At 55.5% G+C, this 19,251-nt stretch carries 25 protein-coding genes; 17 read left to right on the top strand and 8 right to left on the bottom strand.

All coding sequences use genetic code 11. The features are described from left to right. Positions 1–42 precede the first annotated feature (42 nt). Complete coding sequence (locus ACZ5M3_RS00660) at positions 43–1,284, bottom strand: BMP family lipoprotein (RefSeq protein WP_464839818.1); 1,242 nt, start codon at positions 1,282–1,284, stop codon at positions 43–45. Positions 1,285–1,408: 124 nt separating this feature from the next. Between ACZ5M3_RS00660 and ACZ5M3_RS00655 the strand changes: the two genes are divergently transcribed. Then, on the top strand, positions 1,409–1,858 hold the full coding sequence (locus tag ACZ5M3_RS00655; RefSeq protein WP_464840989.1) for a hypothetical protein: 450 nt from the start codon (positions 1,409–1,411) through the stop codon (positions 1,856–1,858). 139 nt (positions 1,859–1,997) lie between these two features. Further along, positions 1,998–2,903, top strand: coding sequence for a signal recognition particle-docking protein FtsY (gene ftsY, locus ACZ5M3_RS00650; RefSeq protein WP_464839817.1), 906 nt, complete (start codon positions 1,998–2,000; stop codon positions 2,901–2,903). Here ftsY and surE read toward each other — a convergent pair. Continuing rightward, a complete protein-coding gene (gene surE, locus ACZ5M3_RS00645; protein WP_464839816.1) occupies positions 2,900–3,670 on the bottom strand; it encodes a 5'/3'-nucleotidase SurE in 771 nt (256 codons plus the stop codon). The two genes, ftsY and surE, sit on opposite strands and share 4 nt — an antisense overlap. A 60-nt stretch (positions 3,671–3,730) precedes the next feature. Here surE and ACZ5M3_RS00640 point away from each other — a divergent pair, with 60 nt between their 5' ends. The 11 genes from ACZ5M3_RS00640 (at position 3,731) to ACZ5M3_RS00590 (ending at position 11,452) form a co-directional block, all read left to right on the top strand. Beyond that, the gene (locus ACZ5M3_RS00640) at positions 3,731–4,705 is read left to right on the top strand and encodes an archaeosine biosynthesis radical SAM protein RaSEA (RefSeq protein WP_464839815.1); all 975 of its coding nucleotides are present in this window, start codon (positions 3,731–3,733) and stop codon (positions 4,703–4,705) included. A 150-nt stretch (positions 4,706–4,855) separates the two neighbouring features. Next, the gene (locus ACZ5M3_RS00635) at positions 4,856–5,128 is read left to right on the top strand and encodes a 2-oxoglutarate ferredoxin oxidoreductase subunit delta (protein ID WP_167891252.1); all 273 of its coding nucleotides are present in this window, start codon (positions 4,856–4,858) and stop codon (positions 5,126–5,128) included. Between the two features lie 3 nt (positions 5,129–5,131). Further along, positions 5,132–6,322, top strand: coding sequence for a 2-oxoacid:acceptor oxidoreductase subunit alpha (locus ACZ5M3_RS00630; RefSeq protein ID WP_464839814.1), 1,191 nt, complete (start codon positions 5,132–5,134; stop codon positions 6,320–6,322). Then, entirely contained in the window at positions 6,322–7,188 is an 867-nt protein-coding gene (locus tag ACZ5M3_RS00625; RefSeq protein WP_464839813.1) for a 2-oxoacid:ferredoxin oxidoreductase subunit beta, read from the top strand. Before ACZ5M3_RS00630 ends, ACZ5M3_RS00625 begins: the two co-directional genes overlap by 1 nt. Further along, positions 7,178–7,462, top strand: coding sequence for a nucleotidyltransferase family protein (locus ACZ5M3_RS00620; RefSeq protein ID WP_464839812.1), 285 nt, complete (start codon positions 7,178–7,180; stop codon positions 7,460–7,462). Before ACZ5M3_RS00625 ends, ACZ5M3_RS00620 begins: the two co-directional genes overlap by 11 nt. After that, a complete protein-coding gene (locus ACZ5M3_RS00615) occupies positions 7,459–7,854 on the top strand; it encodes a HEPN domain-containing protein (RefSeq protein WP_464839811.1) in 396 nt (131 codons plus the stop codon). The genes ACZ5M3_RS00620 and ACZ5M3_RS00615 overlap by 4 nt, the downstream gene beginning before the upstream one ends. After that, positions 7,844–8,356 (top strand): 2-oxoacid:ferredoxin oxidoreductase subunit gamma, encoded by a 513-nt coding sequence (locus ACZ5M3_RS00610; RefSeq protein WP_464839810.1) that lies wholly within the window; start codon positions 7,844–7,846, stop codon positions 8,354–8,356. Before ACZ5M3_RS00615 ends, ACZ5M3_RS00610 begins: the two co-directional genes overlap by 11 nt. After that, positions 8,353–9,501 carry a 2-oxoacid:acceptor oxidoreductase subunit alpha gene (locus ACZ5M3_RS00605; protein ID WP_464840988.1) on the top strand — a complete coding sequence of 383 codons (1,149 nt, stop codon included), beginning with the start codon at positions 8,353–8,355 and terminating at the stop codon, positions 9,499–9,501. Before ACZ5M3_RS00610 ends, ACZ5M3_RS00605 begins: the two co-directional genes overlap by 4 nt. Further along, positions 9,502–10,347, top strand: a complete 846-nt coding sequence (locus tag ACZ5M3_RS00600; protein WP_464839809.1) for a 2-oxoacid:ferredoxin oxidoreductase subunit beta — start codon at positions 9,502–9,504, stop codon at positions 10,345–10,347. After that, positions 10,344–10,904: a 2-oxoacid:ferredoxin oxidoreductase subunit gamma gene (locus tag ACZ5M3_RS00595; protein ID WP_464839808.1), complete on the top strand. Its 561-nt coding sequence runs from the start codon at positions 10,344–10,346 to the stop codon at positions 10,902–10,904. Before ACZ5M3_RS00600 ends, ACZ5M3_RS00595 begins: the two co-directional genes overlap by 4 nt. Positions 10,905–10,963: 59 nt before the next feature. Then, on the top strand, positions 10,964–11,452 hold the full coding sequence (locus ACZ5M3_RS00590) for a DUF192 domain-containing protein (RefSeq protein WP_464839807.1): 489 nt from the start codon (positions 10,964–10,966) through the stop codon (positions 11,450–11,452). Between the two features lie 60 nt (positions 11,453–11,512). Here the strand turns inward: ACZ5M3_RS00590 and ACZ5M3_RS00585 are convergent, their stop codons facing one another. The 3 genes from ACZ5M3_RS00585 to ACZ5M3_RS00575 are packed head-to-tail and all read right to left on the bottom strand — an operon-like array spanning position 11,513 to position 12,490. Next, positions 11,513–11,860, bottom strand: coding sequence for a 6-pyruvoyl trahydropterin synthase family protein (locus ACZ5M3_RS00585; protein WP_464839806.1), 348 nt, complete (start codon positions 11,858–11,860; stop codon positions 11,513–11,515). A gap of 2 nt (positions 11,861–11,862) precedes the next feature. Beyond that, the gene (locus ACZ5M3_RS00580) at positions 11,863–12,309 is read right to left on the bottom strand and encodes a type II toxin-antitoxin system VapC family toxin (RefSeq protein ID WP_464839805.1); all 447 of its coding nucleotides are present in this window, start codon (positions 12,307–12,309) and stop codon (positions 11,863–11,865) included. Continuing rightward, complete coding sequence (locus ACZ5M3_RS00575; RefSeq protein WP_464839804.1) at positions 12,299–12,490, bottom strand: hypothetical protein; 192 nt, start codon at positions 12,488–12,490, stop codon at positions 12,299–12,301. Before ACZ5M3_RS00575 ends, ACZ5M3_RS00580 begins: the two co-directional genes overlap by 11 nt. An 85-nt stretch (positions 12,491–12,575) precedes the next feature. Between ACZ5M3_RS00575 and ACZ5M3_RS00570 the strand changes: the two genes are divergently transcribed. The 4 genes from ACZ5M3_RS00570 (at position 12,576) to metG (ending at position 15,984) form a co-directional block, all read left to right on the top strand. Next, positions 12,576–12,833, top strand: coding sequence for a hypothetical protein (locus ACZ5M3_RS00570; RefSeq protein WP_464840986.1), 258 nt, complete (start codon positions 12,576–12,578; stop codon positions 12,831–12,833). A gap of 164 nt (positions 12,834–12,997) precedes the next feature. Beyond that, the gene (gene vapB / locus ACZ5M3_RS00565; RefSeq protein WP_464839803.1) at positions 12,998–13,243 is read left to right on the top strand and encodes a type II toxin-antitoxin system VapB family antitoxin; all 246 of its coding nucleotides are present in this window, start codon (positions 12,998–13,000) and stop codon (positions 13,241–13,243) included. After that, a complete protein-coding gene (locus ACZ5M3_RS00560; protein ID WP_464839802.1) occupies positions 13,224–13,643 on the top strand; it encodes a type II toxin-antitoxin system VapC family toxin in 420 nt (139 codons plus the stop codon). The genes vapB and ACZ5M3_RS00560 overlap by 20 nt, the downstream gene beginning before the upstream one ends. Positions 13,644–13,749: 106 nt before the next feature. Further along, positions 13,750–15,984 carry a methionine--tRNA ligase gene (metG, locus tag ACZ5M3_RS00555; protein ID WP_464840985.1) on the top strand — a complete coding sequence of 745 codons (2,235 nt, stop codon included), beginning with the start codon at positions 13,750–13,752 and terminating at the stop codon, positions 15,982–15,984. A gap of 4 nt (positions 15,985–15,988) precedes the next feature. Here the strand turns inward: metG and ACZ5M3_RS00550 are convergent, their stop codons facing one another. The 3 genes from ACZ5M3_RS00550 to ACZ5M3_RS00540 form a co-directional block, all read right to left on the bottom strand. Then, positions 15,989–16,930, bottom strand: a complete 942-nt coding sequence (locus ACZ5M3_RS00550) for a helix-turn-helix transcriptional regulator (RefSeq protein ID WP_464839801.1) — start codon at positions 16,928–16,930, stop codon at positions 15,989–15,991. A gap of 56 nt (positions 16,931–16,986) precedes the next feature. Then, a complete protein-coding gene (locus tag ACZ5M3_RS00545) occupies positions 16,987–18,255 on the bottom strand; it encodes a hypothetical protein (protein WP_464839800.1) in 1,269 nt (422 codons plus the stop codon). A gap of 153 nt (positions 18,256–18,408) precedes the next feature. Further along, positions 18,409–19,248, bottom strand: a complete 840-nt coding sequence (locus ACZ5M3_RS00540) for a helix-turn-helix transcriptional regulator (RefSeq protein ID WP_464839799.1) — start codon at positions 19,246–19,248, stop codon at positions 18,409–18,411. Positions 19,249–19,251 lie beyond the last annotated feature (3 nt).

Below are 19,251 nucleotides of genomic sequence, written 5' to 3'. Positions count from 1 at the left end.
ACGCACAAAATTTGGCAGATAAAAAATAAGATTTAAAGAAAATCACTTGGCAAGCTGCATCATTTCCTGCCAGGTCTTGGCATTCCTTATGGCCTCGATCTCGTCCTTGTTGAACGCCTTTGGAACCTTGATCTCGCCGCTGATTATCTTCTGCTTGAGCTCGTCGACTGCCTGCCAGATCCAGTCCGGAACCTGCTTCCTGGTGTCCTCAAGGTACTTCCTGAGCTCGTCCTTGTTGGTGAATCCAAGCTCCTTAAGCTTCTGCTGCTGGGTGTCAGCCGGGAGTGAGTCGAACATGGCCATGACGTCGTCAACGGTGCTGACGCCGACACCGTTCTCCTTGAGGCCGAGCTCGACGACACCGCCCTTGAAGTTGCCCTCAACGGCGTCCTTGACGGCGGTGTAAACACCGACGTCAACGCGCTTCATCATACTGGCGATGATCGCTCCGGGCTTGATCCAGTCCTGGGCCGAGTCAACACCGACGGCGAAGGGCGGGCCCATCTTCTGGTTGTGGGCCTTGAGGTACTCCTCAACGGCCTGGAACACACCGACACCGGTTCCGCCGGCGACCTGGTAGATGACCCAGGCGCCCTGGTCAAGCTGGGCCTTGGCGGCCTGGTAGCCCTTGGCGGGGTCGGTGAAGGTTCCGGTGTACTGGTAGAGAACGTCTATCTTAACGTCCTTTCCGGTCTTCTGCTTGTAGTAGTCCTCGGCCCAGGCAACACCGAAGCGGTAGCCGCCCTCGAACTTGTAGAGAACAGGTATCTCCATTCCAAGGACGATTCCAACCTTGTCCTTACCGCTCTCGGCGGCAATGAGAGCAGAGAGAGCGCCTATGAGTGCGGAGCCCTCGTTCTCCTTGAAGAGTATCATCATGACGTTGTCGGGCATCTCCGGGTCAAAACCATCGATGATTGCAAAGTGCTGGTTCGGATACTCCGCGGCGACCTTCTTGACAGCGTCGGTCATCATGAAACCAACCGCGATTATAACGAGGTAGTCACCCTGCTGGGCCAGGGTTTCAAGGTTCTTGACGTAGTCGTCCTCCGTGTTGCTCTGAAGCTCGACAAGCTCAAGGTTGAAGTCCTCGGATGCCTTTTTGGCACCAAGGTATGCCATGTCGTTGAAGCTCAGGTCACCCCTTCCACCAACATCATAGACGATGGCAATCTTGCCTTTGGTCTGTGTGGAGGTTTCGTTTCCTCCAGGAGATATACAGCCACTAGCCACGACGCTTATGGCCAAGAGGCCGATTAAAAACAGGCTTAACCACTTCCTCATCTGAGACCCTCCGCGAGTTTTGCAGATGTATATAGGTGGCGAAAATATATACTTTGCGGTGGTCACAAAACCGAAAACACGGGAAAGAATTTTAACCTCGGAGTAAAAGTTTTTTGTGATGGCCATGCTGAAGAAAATAGCCGAACTGGATTCGGGGGTCGTTTTAATCACCGGCGGCGGAAAGAGACTTGCGAGGATATACCTGAACGCATGGGCAAAGGGAGGAAGGCGCATACTTGCCGAGTACCTGCCGTTCCAGGTCAATGGCAATACCTACATAGGCTCACCCTTTGAGAGCGACGACTTTGAAGTCTATCTCATCATCAATCCCCTTTCGCGCTCAAAGGCCGAGAGGGAGAAGTTAAAAGAGTGGCTCGCCTCGCATAGGGACAGACTCGTCCTGCTCTACGAGCACAAGTACGTGAAGGACTCAATAACCCGCTATGGACTAATGAGATTCATTGATTATATAATAGCTTACAAGAGGGAAACAGTTGGCTTCGAAAGGGTGGACGTCATGCGGCTGGAAGACGGAAGGGTCGCTGAAAGCAAAACCTACGTGAGGAGGTACTGAATTTATAAACGGTGACTCCGAGCCAACTCCGCCCGATGACGAGCGGTTTCGGGTCTGAAGTGTGATGACACCAGCTATCGCCGAGGGCATTCATAATTATTATATATGCATAAGTCCCTCGCTCATAGGGTGGTAAAAAATGCTGGGAAAACTCAAGGAGAAGTTAGGATCATTCGTGGACAAGGTCTCACAGACTGAAATAAGTGAGAAGGACGTGGAAAATGCGCTCTGGGATCTGGAAATAGAGCTTCTTGAGGCAGATGTTGCCCTTGAAACCGTCGAGGAGCTCAAGGAGAGGATAAAAGAAAAGCTCGTCGGCCAGAGGGTCAAGATTGGAACTAACAAAAAGGCGCTGGTTGAAGAGGCCGTCCGTGAAGCCGTGCTTGAGGTTCTAACACCCGAGAGGAGGATAGATCTCCTTGAGCTGATCAGGTCAAAGGAGGAGAAGCCCTTCGTTATAGCCTTCGTGGGCTTCAACGGTTCCGGTAAGACAACGACCATAGCCAAGCTCGCCCACTGGCTCAAGAAGAACGGTTTGAGCGTTGTCATAGCCGCCAGCGACACCTTTAGAGCCGGGGCGATAGAACAGGTTGAAGAGCACGCAAAGCGCGTTGGTGTCAAGGTCATAAAGCACTCCTATGGTGCCGACCCAGCGGCCGTCGCCTACGACGCCATCCAGCACGCAAAGGCGAGGGGACTCGACGTCGTCCTCATCGACACCGCGGGAAGGAACGAGCTGAACAGAAACCTCATGGACGAGATGAAGAAGATAGCGCGCGTAACCAAACCAGACCTGGTGATATTCGTCGGCGACAGCCTCGCCGGCAACTCCGTCGTCGAGCAGGCGAAGCAGTTCAACGAGGCGGTAAAGATCGACGGGGTAATCCTCACGAAGCTGGATGCGGACGCAAGAGGAGGGGCGGCGCTCAGTATAAGCCACGCGATCGGTGCCCCGATACTCTTCGTCGGCGTCGGTCAGGGCTACGACGATTTGAAGCCCTTCGACGAGAAGTGGTTCGTGGAGAGGATTTTCGGGGAGGCTTAGAACAGCCTCTCTATCTCTTCCAAATTTACACTGGCGGTCATATCTATGTTTATCGGCGTAACGCTGACCTTCCTCTCGACCTTCAGGACGTAGGCGTCGGTTCCGGGCTCGAACTTTTCACACTTCCTTCCGACTATCCAGTAATAGGGATGTCCCCTCGGGTCGAGGCGCTCCTCTATGGTCGGGCGGTATCTCCTCCTGGCGAGCCTTGTCACCACTATCTCCGTCTCCGGCGTGGCATCTCTGGGCACGTTTACGTTGAGCATGTCAACGCCATCGGGAAATCCCCTCTCAAGAACCGCCTTGGCTATCCTCCTCAGGAAGTGCGATGCAACGGAGAAGTCTATTCCCTCCCCCTCACTGAGGGTTTTTCTCCAGTCAACTTCGAGACTCACGGCTATGCTGGGGATGCCGTGCGTGGCGGTCTCAATGGCGGCAGACGCCGTTCCGGAAACGGTTATCTCTGTGCTGAGGTTCTCGCCGAGGTTTATCCCGCTTATGGCGAGGTCGAAGTCGGTGAATCGCGCGAGAGCAAAGATTACACAGTCCACGGGCATTCCATCAAGACCGTAGGCAATCTTTGCGCCGGGGACGTCAACGAGCTTCGCCCGGAGGGGTCTGTGGAGGGTCATGGCCCTCCCGCTGGCGCTCCTCTGGAAGAGGGGGGCAACCACATACACCTCGCCAAGGTCTTGGACGGCCTCAACGGCGGCACGGATGCCCTTTGAATAAATTCCATCGTCGTTCGTGATGAGTATCCGCGGCATGATAAGAACCTCAACCTCACATTTAAAAACCCTAACTCCCAGCCGGGTTCAGGTGAGAGGATGAGCTACTGGACGAGTGAGGACAACGTTGCTGGAAAGCCCGGAACGGCGCTGTTTGTCATACTCCCGACTATCGGGTGCTACCGCTTTAGGATAAACGAAGCCTGCTACATGTGCGCATACCCCACCGCCGCACCGAAGGTTAGGTGGACCCAGGAGGCAATAGTTGACTACGTCCGCGAGGCACTCAAGAAGATCGAGGGCAAGAAGGGGCCCTTCGCAGTGAGGATGTTTACATCAGGCTCTTTCCTAGACAACGGGGAGCTCAAGCCCGAGACAAGGAAGAAAATCTTTGAAATCCTTGCGGAAATTGATGAGGTCAAAGAGATAGTCATAGAGAGCAGGAGCGAACTGGTCCGCTACGATGCCGTGAAGGAGCTGGCCGAGATAGTCTCGGACAAGCACTTCGAGGTTGCCATAGGCCTTGAAACTGCCAACGATGATATAGCCGATGTCTCGATAAACAAGGGCAACACCTTTGCCGACTTCGTGAAGGCGGCCGAGATAACCCACGAGGCGGGGGCAAAGGTTAAGACCTACCTCCTGCTCAAGCCAATCTTTCTCTCCGAGCGCGATGGCATAGAGGACGTCAAGGAGAGCATAATCAGGGCCGAGCCCTACACGGACACGTTCTCGATAAACATCACCGACATCCAGAAGGGGACGCTCTACGAGAGGCTCTGGGAAAAGAAGGAGTACCGGCCTCCGTGGATCTGGAGCGCGGTTGAAGTGCTCATCTGGGCAAAGAAGAGGTTTCCGGAGAAGAGGATACTCAGCGATCCCGTTGGGGCCGGTTCAAAGCGCGGTCCACACAACTGCCTCACAGACTACGACCGGGTTATAGGAAGGGCGATAAAGAAGTTCTCGGCAACGCAGGATTTGAGCCACATCGAGAGACTCAAGCCCGAGTGCCGCGAGAGGTGGGAGTACATAGTCGAGAGCGGCCTCCTCGACTGGCAGCTGGTGACGTGGTGAAGGTATTTCGTTTTTGAAAGAACTTTCATGTTTTCTTTTCGCGAGTCTTATAATTCCTCCCGCGGTTCTTTGATGCCCATTTATGAGCCCTCACGAAACCTTTAAATGTTGACAAACGTAAACGGGGTTAGCAAATCGCGGGTGATGCTTATGGCGGATGTCGAAGGGAAAACCGTGGTTGAAAGGTCGGACTACCTCGTTACCGGCAAAGCCGAGGGCGTCGTTGAAATTGATGTGGACACCTTTCTGTGCAAGGGCTGTGGTATATGCCTTGAGATGTGCCCGAGGAAGGTCTTTGAATGGAGCAAGGAGCTGAGCGAGAAGGGTGTCCACTACCCAGTCCCGGTTCACGCCGAGAAGTGTGTCAAGTGCAAGCTCTGTGAGTTGCTCTGCCCTGATTTCGCGATAGCGGTAAGGTGGTGACTCATGATCATCCGTGGTGACGAGCCTGAACAGCTCAGGCTCCTGAGGAGGCTCTACAAGCCGGGCAACTACTTCATGCAGGGCAACGAGGCGGTTGCATACGGTGCACTCTTCGCGGGCTGCCGCTTCTACGCGGGCTACCCGATAACGCCATCCAGCGAAATCGCCGAAACCATGGCCCGGGAGCTGCCGAAGCTTGGAGGTTATTACCTCCAGATGGAGGACGAGATTGGAAGTATAGCGGCCATGATAGGCGCCTCCTGGACGGGATTCAAGGTGATGACAGCAACTGCCGGTCCCGGCTTCTCGCTCATGCAGGAAAACCTCGGCTACGCGGTCATGACCGAGACCCCGCTCGTTCTGGTCGACGTCCAGAGGAGCGGTCCCTCAACCGGACAGGCCACGAAGGGGGCACAGGGCGACTTCTTCCAGGCGAGGTGGGGAACCCACGGAGACCATCCGATAGTTGCCGTTTCTCCCACAAGCGGGCAGGATGCTTTCTGGGAGACCATAAGGGCGTTCAACATTTCCGAGAGGCTGAGAACCCCTGTGGTGGTGCTCTTCGATGGAGTCCTCGCCCACACGAGAGAGCAGATAAAGATTCCGGACGTTTCCGAGGTCGAAATAATCTACCGCAAACTCCCCCAGAACGAAGGGGAGGCAAAGCTTCCCTTCGGCGACCCGCACGGCGACGGCGTTCCGCCGATGCCTCTCTTCGGTCACGGATACTTCACCCACGTTACGGGCTCGACCCACAAGGAAACCGGCCTGAGGGACGTTTACACGCCAGAGGTCCACGACAGGCTCGTGAGGAGAATCCACAGAAAGATAGAGAAGAACCGCGGGGTTTACGAGAAGTATGAAGAGCACTTCACGGACGATGCGGAAATCCTCGTGGTGAGCTGGGGCGTGACGGCCAGACCCGCACTGGGGGCTGTTCTTAAGGCCAGGGAGGAGGGGATAAACGTCGGACTCTTTGTGCCGAAGACCGTCCACCCGTTTCCAGGTGAGAGGATGCGCGAGCTGGCTAGGAGGGCACGGGCGGTACTCGTATCCGAGATGAACCTCGGTCAGATGATAATAGAGGTCGAGCGCTACGTTAACGACGACGTCCTCCTCAGGGGCGTGAACAAGATCGGCGGCGTGCCTCTGACCGTTGAGGAAATCCTCCGCGAGATAAGGGGTGTTGCCTGATGGCAAAGAAGATATACTCCACGTATCCGATGGTTAAGTACCTCCGTAAGGAGGCCCTTCCCACTGCACTCTGTCCCGGCTGCGGTGGGGGAACGGTTCTCAACGCCTTCGCCAACGCCGTTGATCAGCTCGGGATAGACCCGAAGGACCTGGTTGTCGTCAGCGGGATAGGCTGTTCCGCCTGGATAGCCTCGCCGTACTTCCTGGCGGATACCCTCCACACGACCCACGGGAGGGCGATAGCCTTCGCCACCGGCGTCAAGGTTGGGCTGCCTAATAAGAAGGTCGTCGTTATAAGCGGGGACGGCGATTTAGCGAGCATCGGCGGAAACCACCTCCTCCACGCCGCGAGGAGGAACATCGACATAACGGTCATCCTCGTGAACAACTTCATCTACGGAATGACCGGCGGTCAGGTCGCACCGACGACTCCCTTCGGGGCGAAGACGACGACCAGCCCATACAGAAACATAGAGCACCCGCTCCAGATTTCGGAGACCGTTGCCGCCGCCGGGGCGAGCTACGTTGCCAGGTGGACAACGGCGCATGTCTATCAGCTCATAGAGAGCATAAAGAAAGCCCTCCAGGTCAAGGGCTTCTCCCTCGTCGAGGTTATCTCGCAGTGTCCCGTCCAGTACGGAAGGAGGAACAGGATGAAGGAACCGGCCGAGATGCTCAGGTGGTTCCTCAAGAACTCAGTCCCGGTCAGCAGGGCGAGAAACATGAGCCCGGAGGAGCTTGAGGGCAAGTTCGTCATAGGAGAGATAGTCAACAGGGAGAGGCCGGAGTTCACCACGGAGCTTAACAAGCTCATTGATGAAGTCCAGGAGCACTTCGGCCTTAAGGGTGAAGATGATGGAGTTTGAGACCATCGGCAGAAGGCTGAGGGAGGCATTTGGGGACAGGGTTGAGGAGGTCATCGTCTTCGGTTCGAGGGTTAGGGGAGACTACGGGGAAGAAAGCGACCTAGACGTTCTCCTAGTCTTTAAAGACGGGATAAAGCGGGAGGACTGGGACGAGATAGGAAGGCTGAGCGCCGAGCTTACCCTTGAGCTGGGTGTCTCGGTCATGATAGTGCCGCACACTTCCAGAAAAGACAGCCTTTACACCACAGCGAAGACGGAGGGTGTGAGGGTATGAAAAAGGAAGAGATCAGCGCTCTGCTGAAAAAAGCAGATGAGAGACTCAAGGCCACCAAAGAGCTCTTTGAGAAGGGCTATCATGCATTCACCATATCAAGCGCCTACTACGTCATGTTCTACTGTGCAAGGGCGCTTCTTCTCTCAAAGGGCATAACGCCGAAGAGCCATGCAGGGGTTCACGCTCAGCTCGGAAAGGAGTTCGTCAAAACGGGGGAGATTCCCGCGAGGCTCTACACCGGCTATTCCAAGGCGTTAAACATGCGCCATACTGCCGATTACGATGTTTTCGTAGAGTACACTGAGGAGGAAGCCCGTGGGGTTTTGAAGTACGCGGAGGAGTTTTTGGCATTCACGAAATCCTACCTGGAGGGGATTGGAGATGCAGATTAGGTTCGCCGGCATAGGCGGTCAGGGTGTTGTGCTCGCAGGGGTCATACTCGGCGAGGCCGCCGCCATAGAGGGGCTGAACGTTGTCCAGACCCAGGACTACAGCTCGGCCAGCAGGGGCGGCCACTCGATAGCCGACGTCATAATATCGAAGGAGCCGATTTACGACGTCATAGTCACCGAGGCGGACGTCCTGGTTGCCCTCGCCCAGCTCGGCTACGACACCGTGAAGGATGAGCTCAGGGAGGACGGGCTGCTGATTATAGACACAGACCTCGTCAGGCCCGATAGGGACTACGTCGGCGCTCCCTTCACAAGGCTCGCCGAGGAGAGCACCGGCCTGGCACTCACAGTCAATATGGTCGCCCTCGGCTACCTCGTGGCGAAGACTGGAGTCGTAAAGAGGGAAAGCGTCGAGGAGGCCATAGGGAGAAGGGTTCCCAAGGGAACGGAGGAGATAAACATCAAAGCTTTCCGGGTTGGTTATGAGGAGGGATGCAGATGAGATACCCCTTTCCGGTTGGTAAGAGCGACTTCATTCAGGGCGATGAGGCAATAGCGAGGGCGGCAATTTTGGCCGGCTGCAGGTTCTACGCAGGCTATCCCATCACACCCGCGAGCGAGATATTCGAGGCGATGGCGCTCTACATGCCGCTGGTCGATGGCGTAAGCATACAGATGGAGGACGAGCTGGCGAGCATGGCGGCCATAATAGGTGCATCATGGGCCGGTGCAAAGGCCATGACGGCAACGAGCGGCCCGGGCTTCAGCCTCATGATGGAGAACCTCGGCTACGCAATAATGACGGAAACTCCGGTTGTTGTCGTGGACGTCCAGCGCGGGGGCCCCTCAACCGGCCAGCCGACGCTGGCAGCTCAAGGCGACATAATGCAGGCCATCTGGGGAACCCACGGCGACCATTCGCTGATAGTCCTCAGCCCCTCAACCGTTCAGGAGGCCTTTGACTTCACCGTAAGAGCCTTCAACCTGGCCGAGAAGTACAGGACGCCGGTGGTTCTTCTCACCGACGCCGAGATAGCCCACATGCGCGAGCGCGTTTACATTCCCCAGCCCGAGGAGATAGAAATTATAGACCGCAAGCTGCCGGCCAGCGAGGAGGAGGCCAAGTACCCCTTCGGGGACATACACGGCGACGGCGTTCCACCCATGCCGATATTCGGAAAGGGCTACCGCACCTACGTCACGGGCCTCACCCACGACGAACGCGGAAGGCCCAGGACTGTCGATGCGGAAGTCCACGAGAAGCTCGTGAGGAGGATAATTGAGAAGCTGGAGCGCAACAAGGCTGACATAATAACCTACGACGCTTACGAGCTCGACGACGCTGAAATAGCGATAATCAGCACGGGCATAGTCTCGCGCTCCGCCCTCAGGGCGGTGAAGATACTCAGGGACAGGGGAGTCAAGGCAGGCATGCTCAAGCTCAACACGATATGGCCCTTCGACTTTGACATGATCGAAGAGCTCGCAGAGCGCGTGAGGAAGATATACGTCCCGGAGATGAACCTCGGACAGCTCTACCACCTCGTCAAGGAAGGTGCCAACGGAAAAGCTGAGGTCGAGCTGATAGCGAAGATAGGCGGCGAGGTTCACACTCCGATGGAGATAGTCGAGAGGGTGGTGGGCTGAATGTACTTGAAGTCCGCTTACGAAATTCGCGACAAGTACCTGAGAAAGGACATGCTCCCGACGATATTCTGTCCGGGCTGTGGAATAGGCTCGGCACTGCAGTACACGCTCCGCGCGATAGACGACCTCGGCCTCAACCCGGACGAGATAGTCTGGGTCAGCGGAATAGGCTGTTCCTCCCGTGTGCCCGGCTTCGTCAACTTCGACGGCCTCCACACGACCCATGGAAGGGCTCTGGCCTTTGCCACCGGCATAAAACTGGCCAACCCGAACCTCAAGATAATCGCCTTCATGGGCGACGGTGATGCCGCAGCAATAGGTGGGAACCACTTCATTCACGCCATCAGGAGGAACCTCGACGTTACGGCAATACTCATCAACAACTTCACCTACGGAATGACCGGGGGACAGGTAGCGCCGACCGCCCTGAAGGGCCTGCGCGGAACCACCGCCCCCTACGGCCAGTTCGAGAACCCCTTTGACATAGCTGACCTGGCCGTCTCGGCCGGGGCCAACTACGTCGCCAGGTGGAGCGTCTTCAACTACCTGCAGGGCATCAACAGCATCAAAAAGGCTCTGAGCAAGGAGGGCTTCACCCTCGTCGAGTTCCTATCTCCGTGCCCGATCAGCTTCGGAAGGAGGAACAGAATGAAAACAGCTCCGGAGCTGCTCCGCTGGTACCAGAAGATAACCGTTCCGCTCGCGAAGGCAAAGAAGATGCCTCCGGAGGAGCTGGAGGGTAAGATAGTCATCGGTGAGTTCGCAGACAGGGACAGGCCCGGCCTCGTCAGGGAGTACGAGGCGTACAAGAGGCGCGCCAAGAAGATGATGGGGTGGGAGGAATGAGGAGGGAGATACTCTTCAGCGGCTTCGGCGGCCAGGGGGTTATACTCGCCAGCGTTATCCTCGGAAGGGCGGCAGCTGTCTACGAGAACCTCTACGCTGTGCAGACGCAGGCCTATGGACCGGAGTCGAGGGGAGGGGCGAGCAAGGCCGAGGTCGTCATCAGCGACGAGCCCATAGACTACCCTAAGACCCTAAGGCCGGACTGTGCCGTCTTCTTCTCCCAGGAGGCCTACAACAAGTACCTCCACACGGTAAAGGAGGGCGCCAGGATAATAGTCGAGGAGGAGCTGGTACCCCACAGGGACTTCGAGTTTGAGAAGAAGCTTGAGGTGCTCTCGCTTCCTCTCACGGAGATAGCCGAAGAGACGACCGGCCTCAGCCTCACCATGAACATCCTCACCCTGGGAATCCTCACCGCGTGGACAAGGGTTGTGAGCAGGGAGGCCATAGAGAAGGCCGTTTTGGACGCTGTGCCCAAGGGGACGGAGGAGATAAACCTGAGAGCGCTCCGCAAGGGCTTTGAGCTCGGCGAGAAAGCCAAAAAAGGCGAGCTCTGAGTTTGTCTATTTTCTCCCATTTCCCAAAAACTTATCAATTCACATTTCTATCTTCCGTTATGCTCATCAACGAGACCAAGGGCAGAACCTGGAACGGGAGGGTCAGACTCGCCGACAGCTTTTTCAAACGGTTTAGGGGGTTAATGCTCGTTAGGAATGTCAACTATGCCCTGGTCTTTGTTCTCCCCGCCGAGACGAAGGCCAACGCTTCAATTCACATGTTCTTCATGCTGGACGATATAGACGTCATCTGGCTGGACTCCGCGAGGAGAGTTGTGGACTTCAAAACCGCCAGAAAGTGGCGTCTCTACACGCCAAAGAAGCCCGCGAAATACATCATCGAGGGGCCCGTTGGGATAACAAGGGTTCTTGAGGTCGAAGATGGCGACCTGATAAACTGGCTCCCAACCAAGGAGATGGAGAAGGCAGTCCCCGTAAAGTCCCTTCTACCAGGAAAAATCGACCTGAACGGCTCTAAAAACGGCGTTGCTATGGTGGAGAGTGTGGGGGGAGTGCGGGCAGAGTTTCCTCACTTGAAGAAGGATTAACGGCCCGGGAGAAGAGTTGGATTAAAAAAATTCCTGCGAGAATCATTCTCACGGGAATTTTCAGAACTCGAACTCAACTCCATTCTCCTCGCCCTCCCAGAGGACTACCCTCTGAAGCCTTACGCCACCGGGAAGCCTCTTCTCAACCTCTCCCGCTATCCACATGGCTACGTTCTCGGTCGTCGGGTTCTCAAAGAGGGCGTTGAGGTTCCTGTGGTCGAGTTTTTTGATGACCGCCTCAACGATCGCCCTCAGCTGGAGGAAGTCAATGACGTAGCCGTCCCTCAGCGGGCCCTCAACGGCAACCTCAAGCCAAAAGGTGTGCCCGTGGATCTCCTCAGGTTTGCCGTCTATGATGACCGCGTGTGCCGCCTCGAACTTGAACCTCTCGACGACGCGGGATTTCATGATTACACCTCCAGTTCATCGGGGGATGAAATTAAGAGCACGCCCTCTCTACTGCATGCATTCACGAAGTCAGAATCAAGCGATATTAATGCCTCAATCCCATAGTACTCCGCAGTGGCAAGCAAGAGGGCACCATTTGGAAGAAGCCCGTATTCGGAAGATAGTCTGACCGCAACCGTGGCCACATCATAGTTAACTTCCAGGAAGTCAGGGATTGCAAGGAGAGGCAGGACAACTTCCTCAAACTCCTGCACGGCTGATTTAACGAGTTCCGGTTTCTTCTTTGCTTTCCAGTACGGACCGACTCTGATACGAAGATAATGGTAAAAGACTTCACTGAAAACAACCTCATTTATGAAAACCCGCCAGTCTGAGTGGAACAGTCCTGAAAGAAGGCTCTCCGCCTCTGTATTGCCCTTTAGGGCCTCCACGAACACGTTACTGTCCACGAGACAGCTCCTCATAGAGCTCAGCCTCCAGCTCGCGCCAGGACTTCTCGGACTTTATCGATCCGAAAGCCCGCCTGAGGACATTGTCGAGATCGGCCCTAGCCTTAGCCCTCAGCTCATCCATCTTGGCCCGCCACTCCCTGTTGGAGACCACATACTTAGTTTTCTCCACTCCCTTCACCACAAGGAACTTGGAGTTGTGATAGATAAACTTTGCCACCGAAAGGCTAATTTCGATTTGAGTGGAACCAAATGTGGTGGTGCCGATGGGCTGCGGAATGGCCGTCGATGCCAACCGCGTTATCGCTGGAGGTGTTCTGGTCTTCGTCGAGCCAGAGGTCTTCAAAAAGTTCCTTGAGCTGAAGGGGAAACCCCTCGTGATAGTCGGCGAGACCGGTGGCTTCAAGAAGGTGAAGGTTACGATGACGACCCACGACGGGGCCGTGATAATAACGCGCGGTGAAGTGGAGCTGCCAGAGAACGTGATAGTCGTTAGGGCAAAGGAGCTCTCGCTGGGGAAGTGAGGGTTTCGGAAGTGATATACGAGATTCAACTCTAATAAAAACCTTTTGGGGCGTGACCGATAACATTGCGCTGGAAGATCACTTCAGAGTCCATAACTTCTCCTTTTAATCTGCTCGGAGTTTGTCATACGAAAACCTTAAGTTTTGTAATACGAAAAACCACTATGGTGAACTACATGAGTTCGGCCGTTGTTACTGTGCGCGTTCCGGAGCACCTCAAGAGGGAAATGGAGAGGTACAGGGGGAGGATAAACTGGAGTGCCGAGATAAGGGAGTTCATAATCGAACGCATAGAGGAGGAGAAAAAGAGAGAGGCCTTTGAGAGGCTCCTCAACCTCGTGGAATCCCTCCCCGGCGTTCCGGAAGGTACTTCAAAGCGACTCGTGAGGGATGACCGTGAGAGTCATTGACACCTCTGCCTTCGCAAAGTTCCTTCTCAGGGAGGAGGGCTGGGAGAAGGTCGTTCCACACCTCCGACCGGAGGAAGAGCCCGTTACCGTTGAGCTACTTCTCGTTGAGGTGGCAAACGTCCTCTGGAAACATGCCCTAAGGATGAAGACGATTGACAAGGAAAAAGCGGAAGAGCTCTTTGAGGGCGTCGTAGAACTCGCCGGGAGCGGGGCCATAAAGGTGGAGGAAAACGCTAAGTACCTTGGTGAGGCCTTCAGGATTGCCCTCGAAAAGGGGATTACGGTTTACGATGCCCTCTTTATAGCTCAGGCGAAGGCACTTAACGCTACACTCATCACATGCGACGAAAAGCAGGGAGAAATCGCCAGAAAGCTCGGCCTCGACGTGGTTCTGCTCTGATATATCAAACCCTGCATATTTTTCTTCCAACTTAATAACCCACCGTAATGTTTAAAACCCGCAGGTCTTATAAGGCTCTAAACCCATTGCCGGGACGGTGGTTAAAATGGTCAGGTACATGGTAACCTCGGCACTCCCTTACGCTAACGGGCCGATTCACGCGGGACACCTCGCCGGAGCTTACCTGCCGGCGGATATATTCGTCCGCTACCTCAGGCTCAGGGGCGAGGAAGTGCTTTTCATCTGCGGAACCGACGAGCACGGGACGCCGATAACCTTCCGCGCGCTCAAGGAGAACAGGAGCGCCAGGGAGATAGTCGACGAGTTCCACGAGCACATAAAGACGACCTTCGAGAGGGCAAAGATAAGCTTCGACTACTTCGGGAGGACTGAACTGCCGGTTCACTACCGGATAAGCCAGGAGTTCTTCCTCAAAGCACTCGAAAACGGGCATCTCGTCAAGAAGGTCACCAAGCAGGCCTACTGCGAGCACGATAAGATGTTCCTCCCGGACAGGTTTGTGATAGGAACCTGTCCCTACTGCGGCGCTGAAAACCAGCGCGGCGACCAGTGTGAGGTCTGCGGCCACCCGCTGACTCCTGAGATACTCATAAACCCGCGCTGCAACCTGTGCGGCAATCCAATCACCACAAAGGACTCTGCCCACTACTACATCCGGATGCAGGACTTCGAAGAGAGGCTGAAGGAGTGGGTGGAAGGCCAGAAACACTGGAAGCCGAACGTCAGAAACACCGTTCTCGGCTGGATACGGGAGGGCCTCGAAGAGAGGGCCATAACGCGCGACCTGGACTGGGGCATTCCGGTTCCCCTGGAGGACGAGGACATCAAAGGAAAGGTGCTCTACGTATGGTTCGAGGCACCCATAGGCTACATCTCCATCACCATTGAGCACCTGAAGAAAGAGGGAAGAGAGAACGAGTGGAAGAAGTTCTGGCTCAACCTCGATGGTCAAACCAGGGTCATCCACTTCATAGGCAAGGACAACGTGCCCTTCCACGCCATATTCTGGCCGGCCTTCCTGATGGCCCACGGCAAGTACAAAGATGAAGAAGTCGAGGCGGAGTGGCTTCTCCCCTACGACATTCCCGCCAATGAGTACCTGAACCTTGAGGGCAGGAAGTTCTCCACCAGCAGAAACTGGGCCATATGGGTTCACGAGTTCCTCGACGCCTTCCCGGCCGACTACCTCCGCTACTACCTCACCGCGATAATGCCCGAGACTCGCGACAGCGACTTCAGCTTCGCCGACTTCAAGAGCAAGATAAACGAGGAGCTTGTAAACAACCTTGGAAACTTCGTGCACCGCGCACTCACCTTCGCCAACCGCTACTTCGATGGGGTGGTGCCCGAAAGGGGCGAGCTCGACGACCTCGACAGGCAGGCCTTTGAGGAAATTGAGAGGGCCTTTGAGGACACAGGAAAGCTGATAGGCCAGTACAAGTTTAAGGACGCCCTGAAGCGCGTTATGGAGCTCGCCATCTTCGGCAACCGCTACTTTGACTACCAGAAGCCCTGGAAGACCGCCAAGACCGACCGCGTAAGGACCGCGACCACCGTGAACATCTCCCTCCAGATAGTCAAGGCGCTCGGAGTGCTCCTTGAGCCGTTCCTCCCCGATGCGAGCGAGAAGATATGGCACCTACTCAACCTTGAAGAGCTCAAGCGCTGGGAGTTCACCGAGCTTCCTGCTGGCCACCGCGTCAGGAAGGCCAGCCCGATGTTCAAGAAGGTAACCGACGGGGACATCATCTACTTCATCGTGAACTACATAGCCCGGGGCAATCCCAAGAGCGCCAGGCTGCTCCTCGACAAGTACTACAGGCGGGACGATGTGGTGAAGGTTGCACTCGAGCGCTTTGGAGAGGCTAAGCGGGAGGAGGCGATGGCAATCCTTAAGAGCATCTACGGGGATGAAATCGGGGCCAAATCTGAAAAGCCCGGAAAGGCCTTGAAGAAGGAAAAGGCAAAGAAAAAGGAGAAAGGTGGTGAGGGCATGGAGTACATAAGCTTTGATGACTTCCTGAAGCTTGATCTCAGGGTGGGAAAGATAATCGAGGTCAGCGACCACCCCAACGCCGACAGGCTCTACGTGGTCAAGGTTGACCTCGGCGACGAGGTCAGGCAGCTCGTCGCGGGGCTGAAGAAGTACTACAGGCCGGAAGAGCTGCTGAACCACTACGTCGTCATCATAGCGAACCTCGAACCCAAGAAGCTCAGGGGAGTAGAAAGCCAGGGGATGCTCTTAGCGGCTGACGATGGCGAGAACGTGGCTCTGCTGATGCCGGACAAAGAAATAAAGCTGGGTGCAAGGATAAGGTGAGGGCTCAGAGTTTGAGCTCCACCCAGTTCTCCCTCTTCTTCTTGTAGACCCTCACCAGCCCCTGCTTCTCAAGGCGCTGAAACATCCTCCAGGCGGTCGTCTTTGGAATGCCCAGCATCTCCCTTACCTCGGCCTGCTTGGCCCTCCCGCCCCTATCGAACAGGTAGAGTAGGGCCTTCTCCTCGTCCTTTGTCAGTTCGTACTCCTTGAGGCGTCTCTCGAAGTCCTCTCTGCTGATACCAAGGGTTCCGCCATCTCCTTCCCCGCGCTTCATATAGAGGAAGCCCCCACCGGCGGCCAGTGCGAAGAGGGCCAGTATGCCAATCGCCGTCCAGTTCCTGGAGCCTCCAGCCGGAGTGCTCGGGGTTTGGGAGGAACTTGGATTGGAGGGCACCGTCGAATTTGAAACCTCAGTGGTCGTTCCGGAGGTCGAGGCTGTTGGAATCCCCGTCTCTGCTTGCCTGTACTGGATGACGTAGGAGACCGTCTGGTTCCCTGGGGGCATCAGTATCGAGTTTCCATTTATCTCAAGGGGTATGTCGGTGAGGTCAACTATGACAGCGTTATCCGGAAACGTGATTTTAACGGGGGCGGCTGAGCTGAAACTGAGGCTCCATATGGCACCGTTTTTCGCGGTCAGGTCGGGGGTGTAATAGGTTATTTTAACGCCCGTGGCGTTTTCAAAGTACACGGTAAGGAGGGAGCCGTTTATCTCGTACGGCAGGGGTTTCCCGTTCTCATCGATAACGGTCAGCCCCTCAACGTTGGTTGCGAGAAGCGGGACTGAAAAACTAACGGTGTAGTTCTCGGGGACGATGACCTCAACTACCTTGACGTATCCGTCGGAATAGACCGTGAGGCCCAGAGACTCGACCGAATACTGCCCGCTTACGAGGGGCAGGATCATGAGCGCAATTGCGAGCACCATCACTGCTTTGCTCCTCATCCCAGCACCTCCAGAAATTAAGAAATCCCCCTTAAAAAGATATTAGAAGGGGAGGTTCACCCTTCGTCCTCTGAGTCGTCTTCACCGCTGTGTTCCCCGCCCCAGCTGTCGTCCTCGGAGTCCTCATGCTGGCCGCTGTCCCCATCGTGGGAATCCTGCTCCTCATAGTCCCCATTCTGGCCATCTTCGCTCTCATCGCCGGTGTATTCGTCCTTGTGATCGTCCTTTTCCTTGTGATCCTCCTCATATTCGTCCTCGTGCTCCTTCTCCTTGTGCTCTTTCTCCTCCTTGTACTCCTTCTCTATCTCCTTAGTTTCCTCGACTATGTCCTTCAGCTCGTCTGTGATATCGTGGAGCATGTCAAGGGCCTCCTCGTACTGGCCGCTCTCAACGAGGGCGTTGAACTGCTCGTACATGCTCTGGAGCTCCATCAGGTTCTCCTGAAGGTATGTGGCGTTTATAGTTGAGTTCTGGAGCACGGCCATTAGCTCCTGCATGAGCTTCATCTGCTCCTGGAGCTTCTCCATGAAGGCCTGGCTGATCTCATCGGCCTTGGCTGTGACGATCTGCTCCTGGAGTTTCTCAACGGCGTCCTCAAGCTTGTCCATGAGCTCCTCCGCGTACTCAAGATCTGCCTTGAGGGCGGTGATGTTGCCGCCTGCAAGATCCTGGGCAACGACCATATAGGCGGCCTTGGTCTCGTTGTAGAGCCCCATGACGTAGGTAACGTTGAGGCCCTCCGCTTTGGCTTCTTCTATGACCTTCTCAACGTACGGGAAGTACTCCGCAGCCCGGTGCAGCTCCTCCTTGGCGTCCATTATTGTCTCGTAGTACTCATACTCCTCCATCTTCTTCTCCTTGTGCTCCTCGTAGTGGTCGGTAAGCTCCTCGATGACCTCCTTGTAGAGGTAGAGGGCGTTCATAGAGGCGTTTATGCTCTCGCTGTAGTTGCCCGCGTTGTAAAGCTCCCACGCCTGGGCGCGGGTTGCCTCGGCCTGGTAGTAGAGGTCAAGGGTGTAGTTGGAAATTGTGACGTTGCTCGCGTTGAGCTCGGCTATCAGGCCGGCGGTGTAGTTGGCGACCTTATCCACTATCACAAGAAGGTTGTACGCCTGAACACCGCTCGTGTTCGTCGTATTGGTGACGTTGGTCATGTTGGCCAGGGTGGTGTTGGTTACGTTCGTGGCGTTGACCGGCAGGGTCTGGTTGCCCACCCCGGTCGTGTTGTCTGCGGTTGCGTTTACGCTGGCCGCCCACGCAGCGGTGCTGAGCGGTATCAGTGCTCCTATGAAGAGCACCAGCAGTGTTTTCATACCCATCTTCATGGCTCTCACCTGATGGTGGATAGGCTCCACACGTATATTAGGAACCCGCCGGACTTTGCTCGTTTCAAAACGTTTCTCCGGGTTTCCCTTTCACAAAAAAGTACTTAGAAAGAGGAAGGAGAAGGTTGAAGAGCTTCCCTCTCTTCATCAGCCCTAAAATCTAAGTTCCACCCAGTTTTCCTTCTTCCCCTTCAGTATCTTTACCAGCCCCTTCCTCTCAAGCCTCTTGAACATCCTCCATGCAGTGGTTTTTGGCAGGCCTACCGCTTCACGGACCTCCGCCTGGCTTGCCTTGCCACCCTTATCGAAGATGTAGAGCAGTGCGCGCTTCTCCTCCTCGTTGAGGTCGAGGTTCTCAAGTCTGGCCTGGAACTCCTCGCGGGTGGGCATTGATTTCCCCCCGCTTTTTATCCTCCAGAGCACGTAGGCTAGACCTCCGATCACTCCAAGACCGGCCAGGATTGGCAGGTACGTAGAACTTCCCGTCTCACCTTCACTGCCGGCTCCCCTGCCGTTGAATGTGTAGGAGACGCTCTGGTTTCCTGGGGGCATGGTTATCGAGTTTCCGGCTATTTCGAGGGGTATGTCGCTCAGATCGACCACTATGGCATTCCCGGGCAGCACCACAGTGAAGGAATCGTTGGTCGCGACGTGAAGCGTCCACACCACGCCCTCCTTTGCGGTCAGGTCCGGGGTATAGTAGGAGATCCTGACTATGCCGGCGTCCCCGGAATATATGAGGAGGCTTCCGTTCTCAAGCCTGAAGTTGAGGGGATTTCCGTTCCCGTCCTCGACGATAACGTTCTCGTAATGGTCGCCGAGGAGGGGGAGTTCAATCTGAGCGGAATACTCCGCGGGCAGTATCTCATATTCAACCCTGACGTAGCCGTCATTGTAGACCGTCAGAACCAGGGATGAGACGGTATACGCACTAACCCCCGGCAGGAGGATGATCGTTATCATCAGCAGGATTGGGGCCCATCTGAGTCTCATTTA

Source organism: Thermococcus coalescens (assembly GCF_055392585.1).
Note: the sequence above shows the minus strand (reverse complement) of the source record. Positions and strands in the feature narration are given on the sequence as shown.